The following is a 26154-nucleotide window of genomic DNA, read 5'->3' as shown; positions in this document are numbered from 1 at the left end:
TCAACGGGGGTGTTATTGTGAAAGATTATGTGATAGCCCTTTCCGGCGAAGCCGGGCAGGGGTTGAATACAATTGGCGATATGCTTGCACTAAGTCTCTTCAGAAATGGCTACTGCATCTTCACAGACAAAAGTTACCACTCAAGAATAAGGGGCGGAGAGTACGTCTACAGAATTCGGATCTCGGAGTCTCCTCTTCACTCGATGCGGCAGGAGTTCGATCTAATAGTTTCTCTTAGCAAGAATACTACGCTTTCACAGCTCGAGTACTTCCACGATGGGACAACTCTTGTGTTCGATTCCGACTCAGATCGTGTAACTCAGGAGGATGTCGATTTCAGGCTCAATGTGAAAGACTTTCCCTTCAAATCGATCGCCAAAGAGGCCGGGGAACCAAGAGCTCAGAATGTTGTTGCGCTGGGTGCTATCCTCAGCCTATTCAAAGTAAAAAAGGAGATTTCTTCTCGACTCATCGAAGAGGTCTTCTCCGGAAAGGAAGAGGTAATCAAACCAAATCTCGAAGCGTTGAAGAAAGGTTACGATCTTCCTCTGTCGATAGAGGTACCCGATTTTGACGTCCAGAAGCACGACTACTTTCTGATGAACGGAACTGAAGGCACAGGTTTGGGAGCGATAGCTGCCGGCTGCAGATTCCTCGCTGCATATCCCATGACACCAGGTACGGGAGTCATGACATTCCTTGCCGCAAACGCTGAGAAGCACGGAATTGTTGTTGAACAGGCCGAAGATGAGATTGCTGCAGTGAATATGGTTATCGGTGGCGCATTCGCGGGAGCTCGTTCTCTTGTCACGACTTCAGGAGGCGGTTTTGCGCTCATGCAAGAAGGTGTCTCACTTGCCGCGATGACTGAGACTCCTCTGGTCATAGTCGATGCTCAGCGTCCGGCTCCGGCAACTGGTCTGCCGACGAGAACGGCTCAAGAAGACCTCCTCTTTGTCGTAAACGCCGGACATGGCGAATTTCCGAAGTACGTTGTCGCACCAAGAACCCCCAAAGACGCCTTCGAGTTAACTGAAAAGGCGTTCTTCATTGCCGACAAATATCAGATTCCTGCGATCATTCTACTAACCGAATCGCTCGTAGACTCCTCGGCAACTGTAGAAGCACCTATACACAAAGACGAGTTGCTCGAGAGGTTCATTGTTGAAGGAGACGAAGGATACCGAAGATTTCAGATTACCGATGACGGCATCTCTCCAAGAGCAGTCCCCGGAGGTAAGGCTTTGGTTAGGGTAGACTCCGATGAACATGATGAATATGGATTCATAACCGAGGACCTCAATATAAGGAAGAAGATGGTTGAGAAGAGAATGAGAAAGATTGATGCTCTGCTCGGTGAACTTGCTGCTCCCGCCAAGTTCAATCTCGATGCCCCCTTGATTCTAATAAGTTGGGGCGATAGCTGGGGAGCTATCGACGAGTTTGCTGTTGGCAGAAAGGATATTGGTTACGTCCACTACACCGAAGTCTTTCCAATCGATCCCGAGATTAAGGAAGAACTGGAAGGGAAGAGACTTGTTTCCGTCGAAGGGAACTTCAATGGGCAGTTTGCCAGTTTACTGAGGTCGAAGACCGGTCTCCCTATTGAGCACATAGGTAGATACGACGGCCGTCCGATCAGCGCAAACTGGATAGAGAAGACGCTCAAAGAGGAGGGGATAATATGAGTTTTTTGAGAGAAGTTGACCCGGCATGGTGTCCCGGATGCGGGAACTTCCCCCTCAGAATGAATCTCGCGAGCACTCTCGAGGAGATGGGAGTAGATAAGTCTCATTTTGTGATGGTAACCGGAATAGGGCAAGCCGCCAAGATGCCTCACTATTTGGATATTAGTTTCTTCAACGGACTGCATGGAAGAAGCCTTCCAGTTGCCTTTGCAATAAAGGCAGTGAATCCGGAACTCACAGTTATTGCCGAGTCTGGAGACGGAGACATGTACGGTGAGGGCGGGAATCATTTCATTCATGGAATTCGAAGGAATTTCGACGTTACTGTTCTGATCCATGACAACCAGATTTATGGCCTCACAAAGGGACAGGGATCTCCGACTACCGGTAAAGGCCAGAAGACAAGTTCTCAGCTGCAGGGTGTTATAAACGAGCCGTTGAATCCTCTCGCGCTGGCGATAACGATGGACGCCGCCTTCGTAGGCAGAACTTTTACTGGTGACAAGGAACACTTCTTCAAGGTCGTTTCTGCTGCGATCAATCACAAAGGTTTTTCCGTGGTCGATATAATGCAGCCCTGTGTGACTTTCAACAAAGTGAATACGCTCAAGTTTTACAAGGAAAGGCTTTACGACGTGAGTGAAGAGAACGGCAACTACGATCCGACCGATAAGCCAAACGCCTTAAAGAAGGCCCTAGAATGGGGCGAGAAGATTCCTATGGGAGTTTTGTACTTGAACGAAAAGGAGACGTACCACGAACTCCATCCTGTTCTCAAAAAGAAGATCGTTCTGGCAAATGAGAGAAAGCAGATTGATATTTCTGCTGAGATGGAAGCCTTCAGGTAAAGAGCATAGAGACCCAAGTAAATATCGGTGACAGAATCAGGGCCGGAAGAAAGTTTCCGACCTTGATTTCTTTTATTTCAAGCAGTCTGATTCCCAGCCCGAGAAGCATTAGTCCCCCAACACCGGAGAAATCTCCCATGTATTGAGGGGTCTGTAGAAAGGAAAGAACACCTGCAAGAGATACTAGCCCTCCCTGTACAAGGTATACTGCTGCTGCAGAGAGGAGCACACCCTTCCCGAGAGTCGCGGCAAGCATTACAGATGATATTCCGTCCATAAGGGATTTGATGTAAATAAGCTCATTCTCTCCCGAGAGACCTGCACGTAGCGATCCGATAACCGTCACCGGGCCTGCAACGAAGAGAACCGAAGCAGTTATGAATCCCTTGACGAAGTTTGCATCTTCGCTTCTCTTGCCCACAAGTCTCCCTATCTTCTCCTCAATATCAAAGAATTCTCCTATAGCCCCTCCGACAATAAGACTACCGAGCACGACGAGGACGCTGTTGGTATCGAGAAACATGCTAATTCCCAGACCCATTGTCAGGAGTCCTATTACTTGAAAAAAGACCTTTCTATAGCGCTCCTTCAGAAGTTTTCCACCGAAGAGTCCTAACAATGATCCGATGATTACAGCGACGGTATTGACAATGACAGAAATATTCAACATCTCTTATCTCTCCTAATGAATAGAATCAACTCTTCTTCGCTTTGAGGGAAGCGGCGGAAAAGTTTGTAGTAGTTTAGCAGATACCGCTCCTTCTCTTCAAGTCGCTCCCGATGAAGATTAAGGTCAACATAGTCAGCAACAGTAACAAAAAAGTCAATTCTTCCATCTTTGAGATTCATAACATGTGTCGCTAAGTCCATAAACTCTGCCGGCCAGTGGGTCGCCACTACGACCGTCTTGTTTTCACTCTTTTCTACGTTCAAAATCTGCCGTACGGTTGCGACCGCCTTTTCATCTAGGCCGGATGTCGGTTCATCCAACAAGATGATCTCTCGATCGAGCGCGATTATCGAGGCGATTGCGACAAGTCTCTGTTCGCCGCCGGAAAGAGATAGAGGTCTCCTCGTTCCGAACTCGGCAAGATCAAATCCTATCGATTCGACTATTTCTTCCAGACGTCTGGAAGCATTTCTTCCCGATCTCCTGATACCGAACTCTATCTCCTCTTTCACCGTGGCGTTGAAAAAACAATCCTCGGGATACTGGAAGATCATCGAGGAGATCGAAGAGAGGTCGCGGGATTCGCAATCAATTGTTCCTTCATCGGGTTCGATGAGACCGCAGAGAAGCTGGAGAAGTGTAGTCTTACCGGCACCGGTCCTTCCAGTAAGTATCACGAAGTCTCCCCGCTTCAAATCAAACGAAATCTTCTCAAGAGCCGGAATCCTCGCGTCCTTGCCCGGTCCCCTATAGGCGAATGATGCTTTACGAACCTTCAGCATGACTGGACTATCTCAAAAGGAACCGACATCCCGGCTTCATAGAATACCGAAGGAGTCCTCTTGAGTTCTTCAATACCCCCGTCGAAGAGCTTTCTCCTGTTTCCGATTATCACGAAGCGATCAAAGCCCACTACTTCAGAGAACCTATTAGTTGCGAATAGTACAGAAGTCTCGGAACCGACAATTTCCGAAACCGTTTGTAGTATACTCTCTCTATCTTGCCTATCCATCATAGAAAGAGGTTCATCAAGCAGCAGAATAGATGGTTCCGAAATCAAGGCGGCAGCAATGGATACGAGCTGACGCTGCCCACCCGAAAGCGTAAGAATGTCTCGATCCAAAATCTCCGTTAAGCCGAATTTCCTGGCAGATTGCTGGATTCTTTCGAAAATTCTGTTCCTGTCCAGTTGCAGAGATTGAAGCGGAAAGGCAAGATTCTCTTCCACGGTCGCGCCAAAAAGTGCAGACTCGGGATTCTGAAAGACCATTCCGATTCCGCCATCTAGAGTAATCTCCCCAGAACTGAATCTTTTCAGGCCGGCAATCGTTCTAAGAAGGGTTGTCTTCCCCGAACCATTTCGTCCAAGAAGCGCTACGCTTTCTGCCTTTGAAACATCGAGAGAAAAGCTTTCCAGGATCTTTCTTCCATCGGCATGCACGGTTACAGCTTCAAGAGACAGAAGAATATCACAGCTTTCTCGAGACATAGACTCTTATACCGCCTGATTTCGTCGTAGTAATAACATTTCCGAAAGTCGTTTTCATTATCCCTTCAAGTCTCGACCCGCCCTTATTATGATAGGCGACTATCTGAAGTCTTCCATTTTCGGTTAAGAATTTCGGCGCTTCACAAATCAACTTTTCCCAAACCGCTTTGCCCGCAGCCATGGGTGGATTAGAGAGAATCGAATCGAATCGAAAACCCTCCCATGGATCATAGAGATCGCCTTTGCGGATGTCAGCCAGCAGATTGAAGTCCCTCGCATTGATCTTCGAAAAAGTCACCGCCCTGGTATTAGTGTCACTCATGAAAAGCTTTACGTCGGGGTTTTCAAGTTTTAGGGTTATTCCTATTGGCCCGTAGCCACAGCCCAAATCCAGAAGATTCTCTTGGCCGTCCAAAACGCAGTTTTCAATCAGTATAAGAGAAGCCCTATCGGCTTTTCCGAAGGCAAAGACACCATCCGGACTCTTAAAGGAATACGAATGACCGTTCTTCAGCCTGAAGGTGGCGGTTTTAACTCTTTCCGGAGCTTCCGTCTGGTCCGTATAATAGTGCCGAAAGTCTCCTCTCATCCAAGTCTGCCCAGCTTTCTTCCTCCGAGTATATGGAAGTGGAGATGCTCAACTTCCTGACCGGAATCGCTGCCTTGATTGACTATGAGCCTGTATCCGCTGTTTTTTATTCCTTTTGACTCGACGATCTCATTCACCAGTGAGAACAGACTCTTGACGGCTACTCCGTCACATTCTGCAAGCTCTTCGAGTTTCGCGATATGCCTTCTTGGAACGATTAGAATATGGGCCGGAGCCAAAGGATTGATGTCGTCAAATGCCACGAAAGTTTCGTTCTCTGCAATGTAACTGCTCTTGATTTCTCCGTTGGCGATTTTGCAGAAGATGCAGTCCAATGATCTCACTCCCTATCAATATAGTGATTCTTCATTATCTCTACAAGTAGATCCGCGGACCTTCCCGAAAGATTCGCGAAGTTCCTGTCGAAGTCTCTATTGGACTGTTCGTCAGCTCTGTCGAGAATAGTCTTCAGGACGATGAATCCGCAACCGTTCTCGTAAGCAACTTTTGCGAATGGTGCCGAATCCATGTCAAGTGCAAGTCCTCCATATGAGGAGTGTACTTCATCTCTGATAGATGAGTTTGCAACTACTGCATCGCCGGATAGAATCTTCCCAAACTTTCCTGCCTTGAAATATACTCTGAGAAACCTCATAAGAAGACTGTCCGATGCCTTCATAACCATCTTGCCTTCGCTGAGAGGAAAGATTGTATCGTACTCCTCGAATTCAGTGCCGACTACAACGTCACCTATTTCTACGGACTCATCTATTCCAGCCGCACCCGAAGTAAGGACTGCCAGTCTTGGGCTGAATCGATCTATCATCCTTTGTGTGATCATTGAGGCCTCGACTTTGCCCACAAACCCTCCGCAGGCCACGACTTCGTTATTGCCTATTACTCCTCTGCAGTAGTGCCTTCCAAGAATCTCGCCCGATTCGAGGACAAGCATACTGTCCATCACAGGTCTTACTTCTGGAAGAAAGACGCCGAGAGCAAGAATCATGTCAACACCTCCATAGAGGATTATAACAAAAAGGGGACCTCCGGTCCCCTATTCTTCTTCGTCGTCCTCGGCCGATATCTCTTTCACGAGTTCAGCCCAGGATTTGTTTACCTCTTCGAACTCCTCATCTTCAACGGAATATAGGTAGGGATTCTCATCGTCATCGTATTCAACTCTAAAAACAATGTACCCATCTTCTTCTCCGGCCAGCGAGACATCCTGTCCTTCTTCATAGAACTCCTCGACGACCCAGTAAAGCTTTCCATCGCTCTCAAGCTCGGCAATTACGTCGAAATGATGTTCTACTCCTTCTTCATCTGTGACCGTAAATCTGTCAAACTCAGCATCCTCTCCATGATCATGATCACAGTCAGGATCTGTACATTCGTCGCAGTCATGCATTTCAAGTTCTTCTCTTTCTTCCATCATAAACCTCCATTATTTCGCGATTCGATTCATACTAACATAGTAACGTTGAAGACGCAACTTGATGACCGATGAATAATCGTATACACTGTATCTGGAGTGTGAAGGCAGTGCTTGAAATCGAGAGAAAGTTCCTCTTTGGAAAAGATTTGCCAGTAGAAATTATCGAAGAGGCAGAAAGACACCAGTTGATTATTCAGTGGTATCTAGAGCATCCCGATAGGCGGAGAATAAGACTCGGAGTTGATGAATCTGAGATTTCTCTACTTGAGACCGTGAAATCTGGGAGCGGTCTCATTAGGGAAGAGGAAGAAAAGTATCTAGATCCTGCGAAGATCACCGAGATAGCTGAACAACTCAAGACATCCAGGGCAGTTATTAAATCGAGGCATATTTTTGCTCGCATGCAAGTTGAGGGTGTAATTGACTGGTATCTTCTTCCCCAGATAGGGTATGTTTTTGAAGTTGAAACGTCCAGTCCATTTGTGAGACTTCCCGATCCATGGGAATACTGGATGCAGCCGCAAGAAGGGTTTAGAGAAGTCACCGAAGAACCTTATTACACAGCTAGATCTCTCGCAGTGGTTGTTCACGACATTGAAGACATCTTTCCTATGAGTTTGCCACTGATTAGCAAAAAACAGATAGATAAATTCGAGATGCTCCTGAAACTGATCTACTAGAGCCCTAGCCCTTATCTATTTGAAGTGCAGAAGTAAGCAGTTCCAGATAGCTCTTATCGCTGTTCATTGTACGGAGGGACAGATCCACGACGAAAACTCCATGCACTGAAATCTTCTTTCCCTTTGAATCTTTGTAGCCAGCTCCATCATGAATAGCGAAGAATCTCCCGTTGTCCTGGCCGAGATAGATCAGCGTATGGCCCGGCATATACAGTGGATTTCCGGGTCTTAGGGACCGCAACTGAACCTTTCTTTCTTCCGAATTGCCTTCGAAGAGAATTTTGTTCTTCGATCCCAGCATTTCCTGAGCCCAAGCATCTCTGGGAAGTACGAGGCCAAAACAGGCGAAGATATCCTGAACGAATCTCGAACAGTCCCTCCTGTTGTAGAGGCCTCCCCAGCCGTAACGCTCGCCGAGCATCTTGAAGGCTTGATTTAATATCTCCCTGCCGGTTAGCTTCAAGTTGCCGATTCTTACATCTTCGCTCATTCTCACAAGGCCTTTTCGAAAACCCAGCGAGCCCAACCTCTCTCTTGCAGGAATCTTGACTGTGAAACAACCAAATGGTCCTTGCGCATGGAGATTCTCGCTTTCTTCGGGATCCTCAAGAGGGAGTTTGTCTCCCATTTGCAGAAACAAACCCGAAGAATTTAGTTCAAAGGGGTCAGGCTCGATCTCTACTCTGCTGCCAGTTGCAAGGAGGAAGTTACTCGACCGGTAGAAGTTCTGTACAGAGAGTCTGCTTTCCGTAACGGCAGAATCATTTGCCTTCAGCCAGCCTCTGTAACCTGGGGTTTGAACGAAAAGCCACGAAGTATCCCTGCTGCGCGCAAGAACTACAAATGGTGTCCCAAGGCTTACAGAAGTCAACTGGAGGCGGTCATTGTCGATATACTCGTCGCAGGAAATGAAATCTGTGGGCAGCGCTCTCAGATGAGTCCTCCGAGTCACGATGCCAAACTTCTCAGCAATATCCTGATTAAGGATGGAAGTAGCATTGTCAACGATGTCTCTGCGAATTCCCGAAGGGACATCCTCTCCTTCATTGCTAAAAAGAGGAGTTTGCATGAAGTGCTCGGGAAATGAATCGTTGATCATCGCTCTTACTTCATCGAACTCAAATCTCGAAGGAAAGTTTTCGAGCTTACTGGCAAATGCAGCGCGACCAGAACCTTCAGCGCGTGAGATAACCGATCCGTTGAAGGCAAGAATCTCATCCTCACTCAGCCACTCTTCATCTGGATCAGTCATCTTCTCGCACCAGAAGTTCGATTGCTGCATCTCTTTTGAAACGTTCTCCGGAAAGACCATGTACCGCTCAGAAGCCTTCTTCATCCTCGAAAACACCCCATCCAGCTGCCTATTTGATTGCTCCGACTGTAATACCTTGCAGGAAGTACCTCTGGAAGGCAAGGAAGACAATGATCATAGGAATTGCCGAGTACGTAGCACTTGCCATCAGATAGGAGTACTGCATCGGCACCTGTTCCTGAAGAAGCGAGAGCCCTGCCTGAAGAGTTCTCATCTCCGAAGTGTTAGTAACAATCAGCGGCCAGAGGAAACTGTTCCACTGCCCCATGAAAGTGAAAATCCCCAGCACCGCCATTGCAGGCTTTGAAATAGGCACGATTATCTTCGTGAATGTCCTGAATTCGCTTGCACCATCGATTCTCGCCGCCTCGATGATCTCGGTTGGAACAGAGACCATAAACTGTCTCATCAGGAAAACACCAAAAGGAGCTGCAATCGCAGGCAAGATCAGCGCCTGATATGTGTCTACCATACCCATTTTCGAGATTAGGATGTATAGAGGAACAAGGGTTACCTGCGTAGGTATCATCATCGATGCAATGTATATAGAGAAGATCACTTTGCTTCCTGGGAATTTCTTCTTTGCCAGAGCATAACCTGCCATAGCGCAGACGAATATCTGTGCAAGTGTTACCGTACCCGCAACTATGAAGCTGTTCAGAGTCCATCTGAATATTATCTTCCTTTCGAAAAGGTCCTTGAAGTTCTGGAGAGTAGGATTCTTTGGTATGATATCCGGAGGGAACTTCATGGTCAAAGAGGGCTGAGTAAAGGCAGTGGCCACCATCCAGTATAGTGGAATGAAGGCGAGGGAAGCGAGTACTCCGAGAATCACCAAAGAAATCGCCTTTTTTATATTAGTCTTGGTCTTTGCTTTCATAACCGATCACCTCAATACTCCACATTGGATCCCAGCCACTTGAACTGGATTATTCCAAGTACAACCAGGATTGCGAACATCACCATTGACATGGCTGAAGCAAGACCCAGGTTGTAATTCTTGAAGGCAGTCTCATAAATCAAATAGGCAATTGTCGTTGTTGAGAACTCTGGACCACCGCTTGTCATGATGTAGATATTCGAAAAGGTCTGAAAGTTCGCGATCGTTCCCATAACGAGAGCATAGAGGATAGTTGGCTTCAACAATGGCACCGTGATCTTTCTGAAGACCGTCCATGAGCCTGCGCCTTCCAGTGTGGCAGCCTCAAAGTAGTATTCGGGGATCGATGCCATCGCTGCCGAAAGAAGAACTATAGTCGAACCTCCCCCCATTATTACCTGCATCACTATGAGCGATGGCATTGCCGTCAAGGATCTTCCAAGCCATACCACAGGTTCCAGCCCGAGAACGGTCATAAAATAGTTCAGAAGTCCGAAGTTCGGATTGAAAACCCATAGCCAGATCATTGAAATGATGACGGCAGAAGTAACATGCGGCAGATAGAAGGCCGCTTTGAAAAAAGTTCTTATGCCTTTTCTGAACGGGTAGATGAGTACTGTGACAAGCAATGCCTTTCCAAGCCATAGCGGAACTACACCAAAAGTGTAGACAAAAGTGTTTCTAAGAGACTTCAGAAAGAGCCAATCGCTCAGAATGCGTTTATAGTTGTCGAACCAGATAAATGTCTGTGAGAAGACGTTGTAATTGAACATACTGAGGTACATGCCCCAGCCAACCGGTACTAGAAAGAATACTGCAAACAGGGCAAAATGTGGAAGAATGAAGAGATATCCCGATCTACCCTTCCACACGTCGTTCAAGGTAGTTTTCCGTCTTATTGGTTTAACTGGAATCTGCTCCAAATCCATCACCCCATTAAACGGGAACAGCCCCGTGCCCTCAGAGGGGCGGGGGCTGTTCCCTTCAACTCATCTGCTCAAAAATAGTAAGAGAGCGCCCGGTTCGCCTCGGTCACAAAACTATCGAGGGCCTCCTGAGCGGTCTTTGTCTTACCAAAGGCTCCCTCCATGGCGCTTGTGAAGAACTTGGAGACTTCCGACCACGGGAAACTCTGAGACCCAAAGAACTCCATTCCGGTCTCATCCATAATCCTAGCGAATGTCTGGGCCTGCTCATTCAAGTAATCATCGTTCTGGAAAAGGATCTCATTAACCGACTTTCTGGCAGTTAGGTACATAAGGCTTTCCAGAAGCGCTGTGTTCTCTTTGTTTGTAAGGAATTTCGCAAACTCCATTACGGCGTCCCTCTTTGCTTTGTCGTTCTGCTTAAAGACGACAAATCCGCTGGCAGAAGCGTATGACACACCCTTCTTTCCTTCAACATGAGGGAATGGGGCAATTACCGGATAGAATGCCTCTGTGAGCTGACCGGATTTCACGTAGCGCGTGATTCTGCCTATCTCGTAAGGACCGCCAAATCCGATGCTCGTTCTGTGAGAATGGAAGTTACCTATAACATCATATACTCCCATCGCTTCAACGCCACTGGGAGCGACCTTGTGTACTTCAACTAGATCGAGAAGGAACTGAAGACCTGCAACTGCCTCAGGAGTATTGAAAGTAACCTTAGTCTCATCTTCATTGGTCAGTTTCGCTCCATGTGCATAGATGAAATTCAAAAGGTTGTGTGTGTCCTTAGCGCCAAAGCTGATTGCATAATGGTCAATCTTGCCGTCGCCGTCGGAATCCCATGTAAGCTTCTTGGCGATTTCGACAAACTCTTCCATTGTCCAGCCCTCTTCTACTATCTTTCGCCAGTCGACGCCGGCCTTCTCGAAATCGGGAGTGTAGAGGAGCATGCTGGTTCCCATGCCATTCGTCCCGAGATTCCATGGCCAGATGTAGTGCTTACCGTCGACATAACCTGTCTCGAGAGCAAGATCGTAGAAGTCTTCAAGGTCTTCCGGAGAGATGTAATCATCGATCGGCTCGAGCAGTCCCGCTCCTACCCATCTGTTGTCCCAAACGGGGCCTTTGAAGATGTCGGGCTGAGTTCCGGTCGCAATGGCCGCAGCCATTTTCTGTGAATACTCCGTGTTTCCGACAACTACGTACTTGACCTCAACGTCCGGATGAAGTCTCATGAACTCCTCGGCAGCCCACTTCGGGAAGTCCTCTTCCGTCGGAGCCTTATCTGCCGGGAAGCCTGGAGGTGCAATTCTCCACGGGTTGATCCACCAGGTGATTGTGATCTTCCCGAGCGCAGAAATTGGAACAGCGAGCATCAACAATACAAGAAGAATAACGCTAAGCCTTTTCATAAAAACACCCCTTTCGATGTGAAGTTAACTCAAAGGTACTCCTTGAGTCTTTCTCGTAGACTCGATGGATCTGTGAATTGAAAAGCGATAATTCCCATATCTGCCGCCGCTTTCACATTTCTTGCCGTATCATCTGTGAAGAAAACCTCCTCAGGCCCGCAATCCTCTTCATGAAGAATATGACTATAGAATCGTCTATCGGGTTTCGCAAACCCAATAATGTGCGAGGCGTAGACCCTGTCAAAGATGTTGTAATCGCCTCTTGACCTATGTACCTCGTAATGTGGTTCAATTGTGTTTGTTCCGGCAATCACTCTATATCTCTTACGCAACTGCTTAATTATTTCTATGGTCTCTTCAATTGGGGTGGGCTTGAAGAACATCTCCCAGATATTCCCCGGAACCGGTCTGCCCAGCTTTCTGGAGAGGAAAAAAACAAACTCCCCAACAGTTATCCTTCCGGTCTGCAAGGCAGTAAGGTTTTCCGTCTCGGCAATTTCGACGAAATCGTGTTCAGAAATCTCCAAGAAGTTTCTAATAGCTGGAACTACGCTGGTATTATCGGCTATTACTCCTCCCACATCGAAAACAAAAAGCTTCAAGACGACCTCCCGGTAATGTCTTTACAAGAGTACAACGAATGGATATTAACAGTAGAAAATGGCTATAACTCCCATTCGTAACAACCCTAAAAAAGAAGATACCAAAGTGTACTTTAAAAGTGTACTCTAATATAATACTATTTTGAGGGACAAGAAATCAAGTTTTCGCGTCGATGGCGACTGGAGAAGGGCGCAAAAAGCAAAGGGCTTTGGTTATAATCAAGATGAATCAACATTTCATGGAGGTGTTTCTTGAACCCTTTAATCTACAACCTCGGTCGATGCGGTCTCTTTGATGGGATAACGGTGGGACAGCTTGAGAGGATATTTGGTTGTGTGAGACACAGAGTAACCTTCTTCCTTCAAGGGGAGTTGATCGAAGAACAGAATGCTCTCTGCGATGAAATGTTGATACTTCTTCAGGGTAGTACCAAAGCTCAAATGCAGGATTTCTCAGGGAAAGCAATAACCATAGAAACGATGGAAGCACCCTCAATTCTTGCATCTGGCTTTCTCTTCGCCACAAAGAACGTAATACCGGTCGACATAGTCTCAACCGACAAGAGCGCCGTTCTGTACATTGAAAGGGATGGAATAATCTGGCTCTGTAGAGAGTATGAGGTTTTTCTGAGAAACCTGCTGAGAGACATGGGGGACAGACTCACCACACTGGCTGAGAAAATCTGGATGCTGTCTCTCAACACGCTTAACCAACGGCTCGCGAACTTCCTTCTGAGACAAAGCGAAGACCTGGGTAACGAGTTTGAGCTGAAGAGTACTAAAGAAGAGCTTGCCGATGCTCTGGGAGTTGCCCGCCCATCTCTTTCGAGAGTATTCGCCGGTTTTGTCGGAGAGAATATAATCAGACAGGAAGGCAAACTGATCAAGATATTGGATAGAGAAGCTCTGAAGAGAATCACGGGCGCTGTTTGAGGAGCTGTTCGATTTACCAAGCGGTTGAAGCAGTATCAGTTATGCTCTTTCCGCGTTTTTAGGATCGCAGATCTAACTCGCAGCGTTCTGGGGCTAGAGTTTCCTTCAGGTCGATCGATGTTTCTAACATGATTTCATTCTGATAGTATTGATATGTCAAGAGGAGGCGGTGTTATGGAAATAGGGATTTTTGGTCTGCCATTGAGTGGAAAGAGTACACTGTTCACCCTCCTAACCGGTGTTGAACCCCATTCAAGTCACAAAAACGAGGCCCATACAGCTGTTGCTAAAGTCCACGATAGGAGAGTAGACGAGCTTTCGAAGATCTTCAATCCGAAGAAGACTGTATATGCAACCGTTTCATTTACGGACATTCCTGGATACGACCTTTCCTCCAACCAGAAGGAAAAGAATCGAATTCTCCAGTTCATACAGAACTCTGAAGCGGTTCTCGCGGTAGTAAGGGCGTTCAAGGACGCCTCAGTTCCCTGGCCAACCGAAGCCTACACACCTGTCAAGCAGCTGGAGACCATAGAGACAGAGCTTCTGGTTCGTGATATGGAGGTAGTTGAAAACCGGCTCGCAAGGCTTGAAGAAGCGAAAAAGAAACGAAAACTTTCAACAGAAGAGGAAAGAGAGATAGAACTTCTTCACCTGATCGAAAAGGGCTTTGAAGACAACAGCTTTGCCTCCCAAATCGATTTTGCAGAGGAAGACCTGAAGTTGCTCGGTTCGCTCGCCCTCTTCACAGCCAAGCCTATCATCGTTGCAATAAATCTCGATGAAAATCAGTTCTCCTCGGGTGAATATCCAGAGAGAGATTTGCTGCTCTCGAGAATAGACGAGAGTGGATTCGCGCACATAGAACTCTCTGGAAAGATTGAAGCAGAACTTGTGGAACTTTCAGATGAGGACAGGGAGATGTTCATGGAGGAACTCGGAATCTCCGAAAGTGGTATAGAAAGGCTTTCGAGAGTCGTGTATCGACACATGGGACTTATTTCCTTCTTGACCGTCGGCGAAGACGAGGTAAGAGCCTGGACCATAAAGAAGAACACCCCTGCAAAAGCTGCGGCTGGAAAGATACACACAGATCTCGAAAGAAGCTTCATAAGGGCGGAAGTGATACCATACGAGGATTTCATGACAGTGAGGAGTATGCAGGAAGCGAAGTCCAGGGGCATGGTTAAGGTTGTTGGAAAAGAGGAGATAGTCAAGGATGGTGACATCTTCCATGTCCTGGCCAATGCCTGATTTCACCTCTCTGAAGCTTGTAGATACTCACGCTCACATTTCCTTTTCTCAGTTCGACCATGACAGAGGAAGGATAATCGGCCAGATAGAAGAGGACACCATCTCTCTTCTCATAGAGGTTGGAACCAATGTCGAGGACTCTCGAAGGGCGTCCGACACCGTGTGCAGTTTAAAGAACGCTTTTTTCTCCGCCGGGGTCCATCCCCACGACAGCAGCGAACTCGATGAACAGGGAGTGCTAACACTTGAAAAACTCCTCTCTCATCCTAAGGCCATCGCTCTAGGAGAAATGGGCCTCGACTACTTCAGAAACCTGTCTCCAGTCGATGCGCAGATCAACGCCTTCGAAATACAGCTAGAGCTTGCATCGAAACTGGGAAAGCCCGTAATTATTCACGTGCGCAATGCATACAACGAAGCCTACGAGATAATAAAGTCAACAGGATACTTCAACGGAGTAATTCATGCCTTTTCAGGTGATCTCGAGTTTGCCAGGAAGTTTGTCGATCTAGGCCTGTTCTTGGGAATAGGTGGACCCGTGACGTATAAGAAGAACGATGAACTAAGAAGAGTTGCGAGAGAGATTCCCCTTGAGAGGCTTCTCTGCGAGACAGACTGTCCGTATCTTCCACCGGTTCCCTTAAGAGGAAAGCGGAATGAGCCATACTACGTGGGGTATGTTATCGAAGAGATAGCCGCTCAGAAGAATATTCCGGCCGTAGACTGTTCCGTAAAGCTTTTCGAGAACGCTCTCGAGCTTTTCTCACTAAAATCATAGGGAGGTACTATGGGAAGACTCGAAGAGTTCAGGCGTTTCCGAGAGAAAATGAATAACAGAATTCTAGAAACTGGTAATATTGAGACGAAGCGTTTTTTCTCGCTCGATGGAGCCATTTACAAAGACGGGGCTCTCGATTCGAAGACGAAAGAACTTATGGGATTGGTCGCTTCTGCAGTACTCAGGTGCGATGACTGCATTGCGTATCATATAATCCAGTGTAAAGCAACCGGTTCAAGTCGTGAAGAGATTATGGAGGCGCTCAATGTCGCACTAGTAGTCGGAGGTTCAATTGTCATTCCACATTTTCGCAGGGCAGTTGAGCTGCTAGACGAACTGGAGGCAGAGTAATGCCCGGAAGACTTTTCTTATTCGATGGAACCGCGATTTTCTACCGCGGTTATTACGGAATTGATGTCACCCTCACTAATTCGAAGGGAGAGCCGACCAATGCTCTCTTCGGAACGGCCAGGATGCTTTCGAAATTCACGAAAGAGAGAATGGAGGAAGGTGACTACGCAATCTTCGCCTTTGACAGAAAAGAAGAGACGAAGCGTCACAAGGCATACGAGGCCTACAAAGCTACAAGAGAAGCGATGCCCGATGCTCTTGTTGCACAGTTGAGGGATATTCCCGAGCTCGTCGAAGCGTTCGGAATCAAGTTCCTTTCGATTGCCGGGCTTGAAGCCGATGATATAGTTGCAACAGCGGCAAGACGTTATAGAAACGACGTCGACGAAGTGCTGGTCATTACGGGAGACAAGGATCTTCTTCAGCTTGTAGATGATAAGATACGCATTTTGCGTTTCGTTACAGGCCTTACCGATCTCGAGCTTTATGACAAGAAGAGAGTGCTGTCGAAGTTCGAACTCGAGCCAGAGAGGCTTCACGCCCTTCTATCTCTTGCAGGGGATTCATCCGACAACATCCCCGGGGTTCCGGGAATCGGAATAAAGACTGCTCAGAAGCTCCTGAAGGAGTATGGCGATATCGACGGCATTTACGAGAACATAAGACAGTTAAGTCCGGGACTGAGGAAGAAGCTAATTGACGGGCGAAACTCGCTGGAATTGTCGATGGAACTTGTCAGACTCTTAGATGATGAAGACTTGAAGATCACTCTGGATGATATAAAATACGAGGGCTACAGAAAAAGTGATCTTCGTAAGGTTCTGCTCAAGTTGGAGTTCTCCTCGATGATCAATGAGTACAGTCTGATCGATGAAGCAGATGACTCGCTTTCGGATATAGACGGATACAGACTCTTGAAGAGCGAAAAGGAGCTCGAAAAGCTGTTTGCCAGGATGCGCGAAAATCCTCTGTTCGCGATTGACCTCGAGACTTCCTCGCTGGATCCTCATTCAGCCGAGATAGTAGGCATTTCTGTCTCTTTTGAGGAAGGGGCCGGGTACTATATACCAATCGCTCACAAGTCAGATGAATGGCAGGCTGACAAAGATAGGGTTCTCGAGAGACTAAAAGAGCTGCTCGAAGACGAAGCGACGAAAGTGATCGGTCAAAATCTGAAGTTCGACTATTCGGTACTGTCGGTAAACGGCATTCATCCGGTCGACCCTGAGTTTGATACTATGATTGCAGCTTATCTTCTCTCTCCGGATACAAAACGCTTTAATCTTGACGAACTGGCGCTGAAGTTTCTTGGATACAAGACGATCAAATTCGAAGACCTTATGAAGAGGAACCAGTTGGGCACTGATTTTTCAAAAGTGCCGCTGGAAGAGGCGGCACGTTATTCTGTTGAAGATGCAGACATCTCTCTGAGGCTTTCGGGTGTTTTGAGAAAGAAGATATACGAACAGGAGCTCGAGAAGATTCTCAGAGACATAGAGTTGGCTTTGATTCCTGTGCTTGCCGATCTGGAATTGAATGGAGTGTACTTCGACATTCCCTCGCTCAACGGCCTGTCAAAGAAGTACGGAAAGATTCTTGACAAGATTCTTGAAGATCTCTTCACTTTGACCGGGGAGCAGTTCAATCCTAACTCTCCTTCTCAAGTGGGTCGTGTCCTTTTCGACAGACTGGGACTCGCTCCTTCGAAGAAGACCAAGAGCGGCTCTTATTCAACAAGCGCGGACGCTCTTGAAGAGCTCGCAGGGGAACACCCGGCCGTTCAGAAGCTTCTTGACTACAGGAAGTACCAGAAGCTGAAGGGAACATATCTCGATTCGCTTCCTGCTCTTGTGAACAGCGTGACGGGAAGAATACACACAAGTTACCATCAGACGGGAACGGGAACGGGAAGGCTTTCAAGCAGTAATCCAAATATGCAGAATCTCCCAATAAGAGATGACGAGGGAAAGGAAATAAGAAAGTGCGTTGTTCCCCAGAAGAAAGGCTGGAAAATAGTCAGCGCAGACTATTCTCAGATTGAGCTCAGAATTCTCGCTCATCTTAGCCAGGATGAGCAATTGCTAGATGCCTTCAAGAACGAGAGAGATGTTCACAGCCTCACTGCTTCAAATCTTTATGGAGTCAAGGGAAGCGATGTAACAGAAGAGCAGAGGAGAATAGGAAAAATGGTGAACTTCTCGATAATTTACGGCATCTCTTCTTACGGACTTGCAAATAGGCTGAAGATCCCTTCCAATGTCGCCGAGGAAATGATTTCCAATTACTTCAAAGCCTATCCACAGGTAAGGTCCTTCATTTCCAATACCATCTCTGAGGCCAAAGAGAAGGGCTTTGTCAGAACTATGTTTGGAAGAAGGCGAGAGATACCGCAGTTTAAGACTAGGAATCGAAACGTCATTCAGGAAGGCGAGAGAATTGCCATTAACACTCCTATTCAAGGAACAGCTGCAGATATAATGAAGATGGCTATGATAAAGATCTATAAGCTTCTCAACGAAAACAGTATGGAGAGCTTTGCCATTCTTCAGGTACACGATGAGATGGTTTATGAAGCTCCCGAAAGTGAGCTTGATAGACTCAAAGAGATCTTGAAGGAGGGAATGTCAGAAGTTGTAACTTTGAGTGTTCCTCTGGATATCGAAATCTCTGTAGGTGACTACTGGTGTTGATAAGGAGAGCCAACACAGTTGAAGGATAAGAGAAGTAAGATCGACTGGACGGCTCTCTCATCGCTCTATCAGTTTGCAGTTATTGTAATTGCTAATATAATGGTCTCAGGAGGTATTGGTTACCTCCTTCATAAGTACGTCGGAATGAATAGACTCTGGATTTCATTCTTCATGCTTTTTGGAGCTTTTTCAGGCATATATAATGGGATTAGATATTTGATGAAAGAGGCAGAGAGATATGACAGAGACAAGGACAATGATGATCAAGGCATCGATAATACTGGCAGTCCTGGCAATGGTTGAAAGCGCCGTCCTTGCATTAACACCTCTGGGCGGGTCAGAACTGGGTGTCTTCTACGGAACATTGTTTGCCATGATCGGTTTGCTCCTGCTAAACTATGATGCACACACTCTAATCAGGGAAAAGAAGAGGGTTCCCGCTGGCTTTATTGCAAGATACGTGCTGTACGGTATCTGTTTTGCAACTGCAGCCACCATCTCCCTCGAGTTTTTTCTTGGAAGTTTTCTCGGAGTGATGAATCTGAAAATCGCCGCAATTGCTTTTGGGAGGTGGCTCTGTGAAGCTTAATCTCACTAAATCCGACAAGATCTTCCTCGGGGTTGTTTTTGGCGGATATCTTGCAGTGATTATCTATATAGTTGCCACAGGCTACAAGTTCCAGCTTGAAGGCGTTGGGCAGCGATGGATCTATCAACTGCCGTTTGGAGAAGGGCCGCTCAGCAGGATCAATCCACTAACGATAATTATGACGTGGGTGGTAATGGGGATAGTGATCTTCATGGCAACTAGGGTGAGGGTTTTCAAGCTCGTGCCCGGCAAAAAGCAAAGTCTTCTGGAGGCGTTGCTCGACTATATCTACGATCTCGTGAAGGATTCAGTTTCGAGAAAGGAGTTTGTGAGGCCGATATTTGATATTGCAGCCTCTCTGTTTCTGTTCGTAATCGTCTCAAACTTCATCGGAAGCTTCCCTGGAATAAACGCCATTCCTCTCGAAAGTGGAGGAGTGAAGTTCACAATTCTTTCAGACAGCTGGTACGCTCCTACCTCGGATCTGAACATGAATCTTATGCTCGCCTTCTTCGTTTTTGTCATGAGTCACGTCTACGCGATAAAAGTGAAAGGGTGGAAGAGTTGGGGAAAGAGTTTCTTTGAACCAATATGGTGGATGTTTCCCATTAACATCATCGGAGAAATCGCAAAACCATTATCACATGCTTTGAGGCTTTTCGGAAACATCATGGGCGGATCGATACTGATACTGATTCTTGGCTATCTTGTGAAGTACTTTGTTTTGCCTGCAGCTCTGTGGGGTATTTTCGGGCTCTTCTTCGGGGCGATCCAGGCGCTTATCTTCACAATACTCGCAATTGCATATATTAGCTCATTAATAGAGTAAGGAGGTTTTCACAGTGGATATTGGAGAAGGCTTAATGCTGATGGGAAAGTTCATTGGTGCCGGACTGGCAATGGGAATAGGTGCTATCGGTGCCGGTATCGGTGAAGGTAGAATCGGTGCAAGTGCTATGGAGGCAATGGCAAGACAACCGGAAATGATCGGTACTTTGACCACGAGGATGATTCTCGCAGACGCTATCGCTGAAACAACTGGAATCTATTCGCTTGTTATAGCGTTCATGATTCTTCTCGTAGTCTAAATATCTTCCCCTGAATAGAGGAGGGGTGATACCTTGATTGAACTTAATCTGACGGCCATATTGTCGATACTGAACTTCTTGCTGCTCTTCTTTGTTCTGAAGAAGTTGCTATTTGACAAATTCTTTGACATCCTAAGACAGCGAAGAGAAAAGATCAGCAATGAGATAGCCGAGGCCGAGAAAATGCGGACTGAAGCTAACGAACTCAGAAGAGAATACCAGGCAAAAATGGAAGAGGCGCGCTCTGCTTCAGACGAAATCGTAGCACAGGCTGAAAAGCTAGCGGAAGAGATCGTAAGACAGGCAAGAGAAGATGCACAGGACGAGATACAGAGAATGTATAAGTCCGCCGAGCTTCAGATTCAGCGTGAGCGGGAAGAAGCTGCCGATGAGGTAAAAGGAGCGATAGTAACTGCCGCAGTAGCCATAGTAGGAAGGTTTCTTCAAAAGGAAATGGATGAAAACGCAAGGAAGCAATATGCAAAGAGGATTTTGGAGAGCATGGGTGATAAGGAGTGAAGAGAATTCTTTCACTTTCGGCAAAATACGCCAACGCTCTCTTCTTAAGCCTTCCCGAAGAGGCTAGAGAGCAAGGGCTGAAACAGCTCCATGAGCTTTCTAAAAGTGTTTCTAACATCGACCTTTCGAAATTCCTATTCGACCCAACTCTCGATGCAGAGAGAAAGGTAAGGATCTTCCTTAGCTTCGTTGAAAAACCCCTGGAGCAGATTGAAAGGTTGATTTCGCTTCTGGTCTCTATGAAGAGGCTTGAATTGCTGGAAGATATCGTGATCTCCTTTGGTGCAAGGCTTTTGCTTGAAAGCAACAGGATTGATGTTGAAGTCGATTCGGCATTAGCTCTCAGTTCTGAAGAGAGAGTTGCCATTCTCAAGAAAGTGAGAGAAAAGACTGGAATGGAGGGGGTCATGAAGGTCAATATTAATCCATCTCTTATTGCAGGATATGTAATTAAGTTCAGAGACGAAGTAATAGACACAAGTCTCAGCGGTCGTTTAAAGAGAGTGAGCCAGGAGCTTGGCTCGGGCCCTCGGGAGGTGATTGAGTGAAAATCAGTCCATCTGAGATTACGAAAGTCATACAGAATCAGCTAGAGAAGACTGACATAGAGTTTGATTATTTCGAAGCGGGAAAGGTAATACAAATAGGTGACGGCATTGCGAGGGCATACGGCCTCAAAGGTGTAATGGCAAATGAGCTCGTGAAATTCGAGAATAACGTCTTCGGTCTTGCATTGAACCTTGAAGAGGATAATGTAGGTATAGTTATTCTAGGGGAATACAAGGAGATAAAAGAAGGCGACCTCGTCAGAAGGACCGGCAGGATCATGGAGGTCCCAACAGGACCTGAGCTCCTGGGAAGAGTCGTAAATCCTCTCGGAATTCCACTAGATGGAAAGGGGCCTGTTCAAACAAAGAAATTCAGGCCAGTTGAAGTGAAGGCGACTGGAGTTGTAATGAGAAAACCGGTCGACACTCCTCTACAGACGGGAATAAAGGCAATAGATGCGACGATCCCCATTGGAAGAGGACAGAGAGAGTTGATAATTGGGGACAGGCAGACCGGGAAGACGGCCCTAGCGATCGATGCGATAATAAACCAGAAGGGACAGGGTGTGAAGTGCATCTACGTTGCAATTGGTCAGAAGACGGCCGCCCTTGCCAGGATCATCGATAAGCTGAATCAGTTCGGGGCAATGGAGTATACGACGATTGTCTTTGCTTCGGCTTCAGATACGGCATCTCTCTCCTATCTCGCTCCGTATGCGGGAGCTGCAATGGGCGAGCACTTCATGTTTGAGGGCCAGGACTCTCTTGTCATCTACGATGATCTTTCCAAGCATGCATCCGCTTACAGAGAGCTTTCATTGTTGCTGAGAAGGCCGCCTGGAAGGGAGGCTTATCCCGGAGATGTCTTCTATCTGCATTCCAGATTGCTAGAGCGGGCGGCAAGGCTTAACGAGAGTTTCGGTGGAGGCTCTCTCACCGCCTTACCGATCATCGAGACGCAGGCAAACGATGTATCGGCATTCATACCGACTAACGTAATATCCATAACGGACGGACAGATTTATTTGGATCCCAACCTCTTCTATGCGGGAAATCGACCTGCAATCAATGTTGGCCTCTCGGTTTCGAGGGTTGGAGGGGCTGCGCAGATTAAGGCTATGAAGAAGATTGCAGGAAGTCTGAGAATCGAGCTTGCTCAGTACAGAGATTTGCTCTCTTTTGCTCAGTTTGCGACCGAACTCGACAAGGCCACTCGCGACCAACTGACAAGGGGAGAGAAGCTTACGGAACTTCTCAAGCAGGATCAGTACGTCCCAATGCCGGTTGAAGAACAGGTCGCTGTTCTTTACACTGGAACAAAGGGTTATCTTGACGAAATGGAAACTTCGAAGATTTCGAAATTCGAAGCCTCTCTACTCAAGACGCTTCGCAGCTCTTACAGTGATGTACTAACTTCAATAAGAGAGAAGAAGGTCATAGAGGAAGGTATAGAGACCCGTCTTAAGCAAGCTATAGAAGATACCAAGAAGCATCTTGAAGAGCGAGGTTGATTGACGGTGAGCAAGGGTAAACTGCGTACGATTAAGAAACGCATCGAGTCAACGAACTCGACGATGCAGATTACCCGCGCCATGGAGATGGTCGCGCGGGCTAAAATCAACAAAGTTCAAAAGGGACTGAAGTTCGTCAGGCTATACGAAAGAGCTATGGAGCGGGCTCTCATCAGAGCTTATTTTGGAGATTCGAACCATCCCGACTCCGGGGGTGAAGGAGAGATTCTTCTCGTAGTCAGCTCAGATATGGGACTTGCGGGAGCCTTCAATGCAGAGATAATGAAGGCAGCTGAGCGCGAAGTTGCAAAGTCAAACGTCATACACATCGTTACGGTAGGAATCAAGGCCGAAAGTTATTTCAAGAAGAGCGGCGTACCTATTACTCCTTTCAGTCATTTCTTCGATACTCCCGATCTTGACGAGGCGGCAATAATCGTTGATGATATTGAAGAAATCATGGATAGCAAGAACGCGTCCAGCTTGAAAATGGTTTTCAGCAGTTTCAAGAATCCGCTCGCTCAGATACCGAAGACTGTCAAGCTTCTTCCCGTTGAAGATTTTGAGAAGCCAGACAACGACTTATTTGATTTCGAACCTGAAATCGAGGTTCTGTACGAAGATGTGCTCAATTCGTGGCTTGTTGCCAAAGTTCTTCAGGGCTTATATGAAACGAAGGTCGGGGAACTCTTCTCCAGGCAAGCTGCAATGAAGAACGCAACCGAGAATGCAAAGAACATGATAGAGCAACTGACTCTGGTTAGGAATAAACTGCGCCAGTCGAATATCACACAGGAAATAATCGAAGTCGTAAACGGCGCTGAAGCGCTTAATGGTTAATTGATTTTGGAGGTGTGAGTGTGCCCGACAAAAAGGAACAAAATATTGGGAAAATAATCGCGATAACCGGTCCGGTTGTAGACGTATCATTCGAAGGAGCGAGGCTTCCCGACATTCTGAATGCGCTGAAAGTAAAGAACGAATTCTTAGATAAAGAGATAGTACTCGAAGTTGCCCAGCTGATCGGAGATAACAGCGTCAGGGCGATTGCCATGGACAGTACAGACGGACTCGTAAGGGGCCAGGAAGTACTTGATACTGAAAAGCAGATCACCGTACCTGTCGGAGAAGAGATTCTCGGAAGAATGTTCAATCTTCTCGGCGAACCGATCGACGAACTTGGAGAGGTAAAGTTTGCCGATCACTGGGAGATACACAGAGCGTCTCCTTCAGTCACCGATCAGCAGACCGAAGTCGAGATACTTGAAACGGGAATAAAGGTCATCGATCTTCTTGCGCCATTCAGCAAGGGCGGAAAGATTGGCTTCTCCGGTGGTGCCGGAGTCGGAAAGACGGTTCTCGTTATGGAACTCATAAGAAACTTCGCAATCGAGCAGAAGGGGCTTTCTGTCTTTGCCGGAGTCGGTGAGAGAACTAGAGAGGGAAATGATCTTTGGCTCGATATGCAGGAGGCCGGTGTCATTGAAAATACCGCTCTCGTTTTTGGGCAGATGAACGAACCTCCTGGAGCAAGATTCAGAATCGGTCTCTCTGCTATAACCATGGCTGAATACTTCAGAGATGTTCAGAAGAAGGACGTTCTCGTATTCATTGACAACATCTTCAGATTTGTTCAGGCCGGTTCAGAGGTTTCGGCTCTCCTTGGAAGAATGCCTTCAGCGGTTGGTTACCAACCGACATTGGGGACTGAAATGGGAAACCTGCAGGAGAGGATCACCTCGACGAGATCTGGTTCTATTACTTCCGTCCAGGCAATATACGTTCCTGCGGACGATTTCACTGATCCGGCGCCTGCTACTACCTTCAGCCATCTCGATGCGACCGTTAACCTTTCGCGTTCAATAGCCGAGCAGGGGCTGTACCCGGCCGTTGATCCGTTGGATTCGACGTCGAAAAATCTTGATCCCGTAGTTGTGGGCCAGGAACACTACCAGGTCGCAAGAAGCGTCCAGGAAGTTCTTCAGAGATACAAGGACCTTCAGGACATCATTGCGATTCTGGGTATGGAAGAGCTGTCTGAAGAGGATCAGCTAGCCGTTCAGAGAGCGAGAAAGATCCAAAGGTTCTTGACGCAGCCGTTCTTTGTCGCTGAGAAATTCAGTAACATGGATGGGAAATACGTCCCCATTTCCGAAACGATACGTGGGTTCAAAGAGATACTCGAGGGCAAACACGACTCTCTTCCTGAACAGTCCTTCATGATGGTTGGCACGATTGATGAAGCCGTTGAGAAGGGCAAGAAGCTTACGAAGGGTGAATGACTTGGCATTGAAGACCACGATAATCACGCCTTATGAGATCGAGTGGGAGGGAGAAGCAGATTACATCTCCTTCCGCTCGACCGAAGGGGAGATAGGCTACCTGCCTGAAAGAGCTCCAGCTCTTATGAAGTTGACCGTTGACGTAATGGAGATAACGTCAGGTTCTAAGACTTTGCGGTTTGCCGTTCACGGAGGATACGTTCTCCAGGAGAGAGACAGCTTGACTATTGTGACCGATGCCGCCGAAACTCCTGAGGAGATTAGCGTAGAAAGAGCAAAGCAGCGGCTAAAGAGAGCAGAGGAATTGCTGGAAGTAAGTAAATCCAGGCGCGAAAGGGCTAGAAACGAGGCCAAACTGCAAAGACATATGCTTAGAATCAGAGTGGGGTCTGGGGAATAGCTGCTCCTCTTGAAGAGCCGTCCTCCGAGAAGAGCATCAGTTGCAAGTTCCCTGTTGCAAGTTGCAAGACTTTGAAGAAGCCAGTCTGCTTAGGCAGGCCAGTCTTTGCTTCGCAAAGGCAAGTTCCGCTTCGCGGGCAAAAGAGCCGCTGGACGCTGGAAAGAACCGCTTTGCGCTTAAGAGCGGAGAACCCGCTGATCGCTTTGAAGAGCCGCTGTACGCTTAAGAACAAGGACCCGCTGAACGCTGTGGAGAACCGTCCTTCGTGACTCGTCCCAGATCATGGACCCGTCCTACGATAAGATCAATCGAGGAACTGCGTTGTCGAGACGTTCGCTGCGCTCATTAGAAGGCTCCAATTGACACGTTAACCGTTGACGGTCCGCCGTCCTCCGAGAAGACCGAGACCGCTGAACGCTGTGAACAGCCGCTATACGCTTAAGATCAAGGCCCCGCTGAACGCTGTGTAGAGCCGACTTTGTTGAAATCAAACCCGAGAACCTTTTTCTTAAGCAAAGAGCACTGTCGAGACGTTCGCTGCGTTCACGAGAAGGCGAGAGAAAAGCCAGTCACTGCTGAAAAGAGACGTAGTGCCGCCTTTTGCAGAACGCAAGGCCCGCCTCACCGGATCGCTATGCCCGGAAAGGCATCACTTCCTACTTTTGAAGAGGTCTATC

At 47.3% G+C, this 26154-nt stretch carries 30 protein-coding genes; 18 read left to right on the top strand and 12 right to left on the bottom strand.

The window, feature by feature from the left end; genetic code table 11:
• The first annotated feature begins 17 nt into the window (after nucleotides 1–17).
• Both RJ60_RS05370 and RJ60_RS05365 read left to right on the top strand, forming a co-directional pair.
• Nucleotides 18–1688, top strand: coding sequence for a 2-oxoacid:acceptor oxidoreductase subunit alpha (locus tag RJ60_RS05370; protein WP_103134204.1), 1671 nt, complete (start codon nucleotides 18–20; stop codon nucleotides 1686–1688).
• A complete protein-coding gene (locus tag RJ60_RS05365) occupies nucleotides 1685–2536 on the top strand; it encodes a thiamine pyrophosphate-dependent enzyme (protein ID WP_103134203.1) in 852 nt (283 codons plus the stop codon). Before RJ60_RS05370 ends, RJ60_RS05365 begins: the two co-directional genes overlap by 4 nt.
• On the opposite strand, the gene RJ60_RS05360 is transcribed toward RJ60_RS05365, so the two are convergent.
• From RJ60_RS05360 to RJ60_RS05330, 7 genes are read right to left on the bottom strand one after another with little or no spacing between them, the layout of a single operon-like run.
• Nucleotides 2529–3206: a DUF554 domain-containing protein gene (locus RJ60_RS05360; RefSeq protein ID WP_103134202.1), complete on the bottom strand. Its 678-nt coding sequence runs from the start codon at nucleotides 3204–3206 to the stop codon at nucleotides 2529–2531. The genes RJ60_RS05365 and RJ60_RS05360 overlap by 8 nt on opposite strands.
• The gene (locus RJ60_RS05355) at nucleotides 3200–3988 is read right to left on the bottom strand and encodes an energy-coupling factor ABC transporter ATP-binding protein (RefSeq protein ID WP_103134201.1); all 789 of its coding nucleotides are present in this window, start codon (nucleotides 3986–3988) and stop codon (nucleotides 3200–3202) included. The genes RJ60_RS05360 and RJ60_RS05355 overlap by 7 nt, the downstream gene beginning before the upstream one ends.
• Nucleotides 3982–4695: an energy-coupling factor ABC transporter ATP-binding protein gene (locus RJ60_RS05350; protein ID WP_103134200.1), complete on the bottom strand. Its 714-nt coding sequence runs from the start codon at nucleotides 4693–4695 to the stop codon at nucleotides 3982–3984. The genes RJ60_RS05355 and RJ60_RS05350 overlap by 7 nt, the downstream gene beginning before the upstream one ends.
• A complete protein-coding gene (locus tag RJ60_RS05345; RefSeq protein ID WP_103134199.1) occupies nucleotides 4676–5284 on the bottom strand; it encodes a class I SAM-dependent methyltransferase in 609 nt (202 codons plus the stop codon). Before RJ60_RS05345 ends, RJ60_RS05350 begins: the two co-directional genes overlap by 20 nt.
• A complete protein-coding gene (locus RJ60_RS05340) occupies nucleotides 5281–5628 on the bottom strand; it encodes a histidine triad nucleotide-binding protein (RefSeq protein WP_258006190.1) in 348 nt (115 codons plus the stop codon). The genes RJ60_RS05345 and RJ60_RS05340 overlap by 4 nt, the downstream gene beginning before the upstream one ends.
• The gene (locus RJ60_RS05335; RefSeq protein WP_103134197.1) at nucleotides 5625–6290 is read right to left on the bottom strand and encodes a 5'-methylthioadenosine/S-adenosylhomocysteine nucleosidase; all 666 of its coding nucleotides are present in this window, start codon (nucleotides 6288–6290) and stop codon (nucleotides 5625–5627) included. Before RJ60_RS05335 ends, RJ60_RS05340 begins: the two co-directional genes overlap by 4 nt.
• Nucleotides 6291–6338: 48 nt before the next feature.
• Nucleotides 6339–6719 carry a DUF1292 domain-containing protein gene (locus tag RJ60_RS05330; protein ID WP_258006189.1) on the bottom strand — a complete coding sequence of 127 codons (381 nt, stop codon included), beginning with the start codon at nucleotides 6717–6719 and terminating at the stop codon, nucleotides 6339–6341.
• A 107-nt stretch (nucleotides 6720–6826) separates the two neighbouring features.
• Between RJ60_RS05330 and RJ60_RS05325 the strand changes: the two genes are divergently transcribed.
• On the top strand, nucleotides 6827–7399 hold the full coding sequence (locus RJ60_RS05325; RefSeq protein WP_103134195.1) for a hypothetical protein: 573 nt from the start codon (nucleotides 6827–6829) through the stop codon (nucleotides 7397–7399).
• A 4-nt stretch (nucleotides 7400–7403) separates the two neighbouring features.
• Here the strand turns inward: RJ60_RS05325 and RJ60_RS05320 are convergent, their stop codons facing one another.
• From RJ60_RS05320 to RJ60_RS05300, 5 genes are all read right to left on the bottom strand, one after another.
• Nucleotides 7404–8735, bottom strand: coding sequence for an SH3 domain-containing protein (locus tag RJ60_RS05320; protein ID WP_103134194.1), 1332 nt, complete (start codon nucleotides 8733–8735; stop codon nucleotides 7404–7406).
• Nucleotides 8736–8760: 25 nt separating this feature from the next.
• Entirely contained in the window at nucleotides 8761–9591 is an 831-nt protein-coding gene (locus tag RJ60_RS05315) for a carbohydrate ABC transporter permease (protein WP_099830753.1), read from the bottom strand.
• Between the two features lie 11 nt (nucleotides 9592–9602).
• Nucleotides 9603–10520 carry a carbohydrate ABC transporter permease gene (locus RJ60_RS05310; RefSeq protein WP_258006188.1) on the bottom strand — a complete coding sequence of 306 codons (918 nt, stop codon included), beginning with the start codon at nucleotides 10518–10520 and terminating at the stop codon, nucleotides 9603–9605.
• A 68-nt stretch (nucleotides 10521–10588) separates the two neighbouring features.
• Complete coding sequence (locus RJ60_RS05305) at nucleotides 10589–11932, bottom strand: sugar ABC transporter substrate-binding protein (RefSeq protein WP_103134192.1); 1344 nt, start codon at nucleotides 11930–11932, stop codon at nucleotides 10589–10591.
• A gap of 29 nt (nucleotides 11933–11961) precedes the next feature.
• Nucleotides 11962–12534, bottom strand: a complete 573-nt coding sequence (locus RJ60_RS05300) for an HAD family phosphatase (RefSeq protein WP_103134191.1) — start codon at nucleotides 12532–12534, stop codon at nucleotides 11962–11964.
• A gap of 252 nt (nucleotides 12535–12786) precedes the next feature.
• Between RJ60_RS05300 and RJ60_RS05295 the strand changes: the two genes are divergently transcribed.
• From RJ60_RS05295 to RJ60_RS05225, 15 genes are all read left to right on the top strand, one after another.
• Complete coding sequence (locus RJ60_RS05295) at nucleotides 12787–13467, top strand: Crp/Fnr family transcriptional regulator (protein ID WP_103134190.1); 681 nt, start codon at nucleotides 12787–12789, stop codon at nucleotides 13465–13467.
• Between the two features lie 174 nt (nucleotides 13468–13641).
• Complete coding sequence (locus RJ60_RS05290) at nucleotides 13642–14721, top strand: DUF933 domain-containing protein (RefSeq protein ID WP_103134189.1); 1080 nt, start codon at nucleotides 13642–13644, stop codon at nucleotides 14719–14721.
• A complete protein-coding gene (locus RJ60_RS05285; RefSeq protein ID WP_258006187.1) occupies nucleotides 14687–15499 on the top strand; it encodes a TatD family hydrolase in 813 nt (270 codons plus the stop codon). The genes RJ60_RS05290 and RJ60_RS05285 overlap by 35 nt, the downstream gene beginning before the upstream one ends.
• Before the next feature lie 9 nt (nucleotides 15500–15508).
• The gene (locus RJ60_RS05280; RefSeq protein WP_103134188.1) at nucleotides 15509–15850 is read left to right on the top strand and encodes a carboxymuconolactone decarboxylase family protein; all 342 of its coding nucleotides are present in this window, start codon (nucleotides 15509–15511) and stop codon (nucleotides 15848–15850) included.
• Nucleotides 15850–18540 carry a DNA polymerase I gene (gene polA, locus RJ60_RS05275; RefSeq protein ID WP_103134187.1) on the top strand — a complete coding sequence of 897 codons (2691 nt, stop codon included), beginning with the start codon at nucleotides 15850–15852 and terminating at the stop codon, nucleotides 18538–18540. Before RJ60_RS05280 ends, polA begins: the two co-directional genes overlap by 1 nt.
• An 18-nt stretch (nucleotides 18541–18558) precedes the next feature.
• Nucleotides 18559–18843 (top strand): AtpZ/AtpI family protein, encoded by a 285-nt coding sequence (locus tag RJ60_RS05270; RefSeq protein WP_258006186.1) that lies wholly within the window; start codon nucleotides 18559–18561, stop codon nucleotides 18841–18843.
• Complete coding sequence (locus tag RJ60_RS05265; RefSeq protein ID WP_103134186.1) at nucleotides 18779–19129, top strand: hypothetical protein; 351 nt, start codon at nucleotides 18779–18781, stop codon at nucleotides 19127–19129. The genes RJ60_RS05270 and RJ60_RS05265 overlap by 65 nt, the downstream gene beginning before the upstream one ends.
• Complete coding sequence (gene atpB / locus RJ60_RS05260; protein WP_103134185.1) at nucleotides 19119–19958, top strand: F0F1 ATP synthase subunit A; 840 nt, start codon at nucleotides 19119–19121, stop codon at nucleotides 19956–19958. The genes RJ60_RS05265 and atpB overlap by 11 nt, the downstream gene beginning before the upstream one ends.
• Before the next feature lie 13 nt (nucleotides 19959–19971).
• Nucleotides 19972–20217: a F0F1 ATP synthase subunit C gene (locus RJ60_RS05255; protein ID WP_099772236.1), complete on the top strand. Its 246-nt coding sequence runs from the start codon at nucleotides 19972–19974 to the stop codon at nucleotides 20215–20217.
• Between the two features lie 33 nt (nucleotides 20218–20250).
• Complete coding sequence (gene atpF / locus RJ60_RS05250; protein ID WP_103134184.1) at nucleotides 20251–20736, top strand: F0F1 ATP synthase subunit B; 486 nt, start codon at nucleotides 20251–20253, stop codon at nucleotides 20734–20736.
• Entirely contained in the window at nucleotides 20733–21284 is a 552-nt protein-coding gene (gene atpH, locus RJ60_RS05245; protein WP_103134183.1) for an ATP synthase F1 subunit delta, read from the top strand. The genes atpF and atpH overlap by 4 nt, the downstream gene beginning before the upstream one ends.
• Nucleotides 21281–22795: a F0F1 ATP synthase subunit alpha gene (gene atpA / locus RJ60_RS05240; protein ID WP_103134182.1), complete on the top strand. Its 1515-nt coding sequence runs from the start codon at nucleotides 21281–21283 to the stop codon at nucleotides 22793–22795. Before atpH ends, atpA begins: the two co-directional genes overlap by 4 nt.
• Before the next feature lie 6 nt (nucleotides 22796–22801).
• Nucleotides 22802–23635: an ATP synthase F1 subunit gamma gene (atpG, locus tag RJ60_RS05235; RefSeq protein WP_103134217.1), complete on the top strand. Its 834-nt coding sequence runs from the start codon at nucleotides 22802–22804 to the stop codon at nucleotides 23633–23635.
• Between the two features lie 20 nt (nucleotides 23636–23655).
• Nucleotides 23656–25077, top strand: a complete 1422-nt coding sequence (gene atpD / locus RJ60_RS05230; protein WP_103134181.1) for a F0F1 ATP synthase subunit beta — start codon at nucleotides 23656–23658, stop codon at nucleotides 25075–25077.
• Entirely contained in the window at nucleotides 25070–25477 is a 408-nt protein-coding gene (locus tag RJ60_RS05225) for a F0F1 ATP synthase subunit epsilon (RefSeq protein ID WP_243392424.1), read from the top strand. The genes atpD and RJ60_RS05225 overlap by 8 nt, the downstream gene beginning before the upstream one ends.
• Nucleotides 25478–26154: the final 677 nt, after the last annotated feature.

Origin of the sequence: Mesotoga sp. B105.6.4 (assembly GCF_002896535.1) — a bacterium.
GTDB lineage: Bacteria > Thermotogota > Thermotogae > Petrotogales > Kosmotogaceae > Mesotoga.
This window is presented reverse-complemented; position numbering and strand designations above follow the sequence as displayed.

Bases quoted from the DNA above. Each gene is read 5' to 3' on its own strand.
- RJ60_RS05360 (WP_103134202.1), bottom strand. From the start codon at position 3,206: ATGTTGAATATTTCTGTCATTGTCAATACCGTCGCTGTAATCATCGGA.
- RJ60_RS05280 (WP_103134188.1), top strand. From the start codon at position 15,509: ATGGGAAGACTCGAAGAGTTCAGGCGTTTCCGAGAGAAAATGAATAAC.
- RJ60_RS05330 (WP_258006189.1), bottom strand. From the start codon at position 6,719: ATGATGGAAGAAAGAGAAGAACTTGAAATGCATGACTGCGACGAATGT.
- RJ60_RS05345 (WP_103134199.1), bottom strand. From the start codon at position 5,284: ATGAGAGGAGACTTTCGGCACTATTATACGGACCAGACGGAAGCTCCG.
- RJ60_RS05350 (WP_103134200.1), bottom strand. From the start codon at position 4,695: ATGTCTCGAGAAAGCTGTGATATTCTTCTGTCTCTTGAAGCTGTAACC.
- RJ60_RS05355 (WP_103134201.1), bottom strand. From the start codon at position 3,988: ATGCTGAAGGTTCGTAAAGCATCATTCGCCTATAGGGGACCGGGCAAG.
- RJ60_RS05265 (WP_103134186.1), top strand. From the start codon at position 18,779: ATGACAGAGACAAGGACAATGATGATCAAGGCATCGATAATACTGGCA.
- RJ60_RS05290 (WP_103134189.1), top strand. From the start codon at position 13,642: ATGGAAATAGGGATTTTTGGTCTGCCATTGAGTGGAAAGAGTACACTG.
- RJ60_RS05310 (WP_258006188.1), bottom strand. From the start codon at position 10,520: ATGGATTTGGAGCAGATTCCAGTTAAACCAATAAGACGGAAAACTACC.
- RJ60_RS05315 (WP_099830753.1), bottom strand. From the start codon at position 9,591: ATGAAAGCAAAGACCAAGACTAATATAAAAAAGGCGATTTCTTTGGTG.
- RJ60_RS05335 (WP_103134197.1), bottom strand. From the start codon at position 6,290: ATGATTCTTGCTCTCGGCGTCTTTCTTCCAGAAGTAAGACCTGTGATG.
- RJ60_RS05320 (WP_103134194.1), bottom strand. From the start codon at position 8,735: ATGAAGAAGGCTTCTGAGCGGTACATGGTCTTTCCGGAGAACGTTTCA.
- RJ60_RS05365 (WP_103134203.1), top strand. From the start codon at position 1,685: ATGAGTTTTTTGAGAGAAGTTGACCCGGCATGGTGTCCCGGATGCGGG.
- RJ60_RS05305 (WP_103134192.1), bottom strand. From the start codon at position 11,932: ATGAAAAGGCTTAGCGTTATTCTTCTTGTATTGTTGATGCTCGCTGTT.
- polA (WP_103134187.1), top strand. From the start codon at position 15,850: ATGCCCGGAAGACTTTTCTTATTCGATGGAACCGCGATTTTCTACCGC.
- RJ60_RS05285 (WP_258006187.1), top strand. From the start codon at position 14,687: ATGGTGACATCTTCCATGTCCTGGCCAATGCCTGATTTCACCTCTCTG.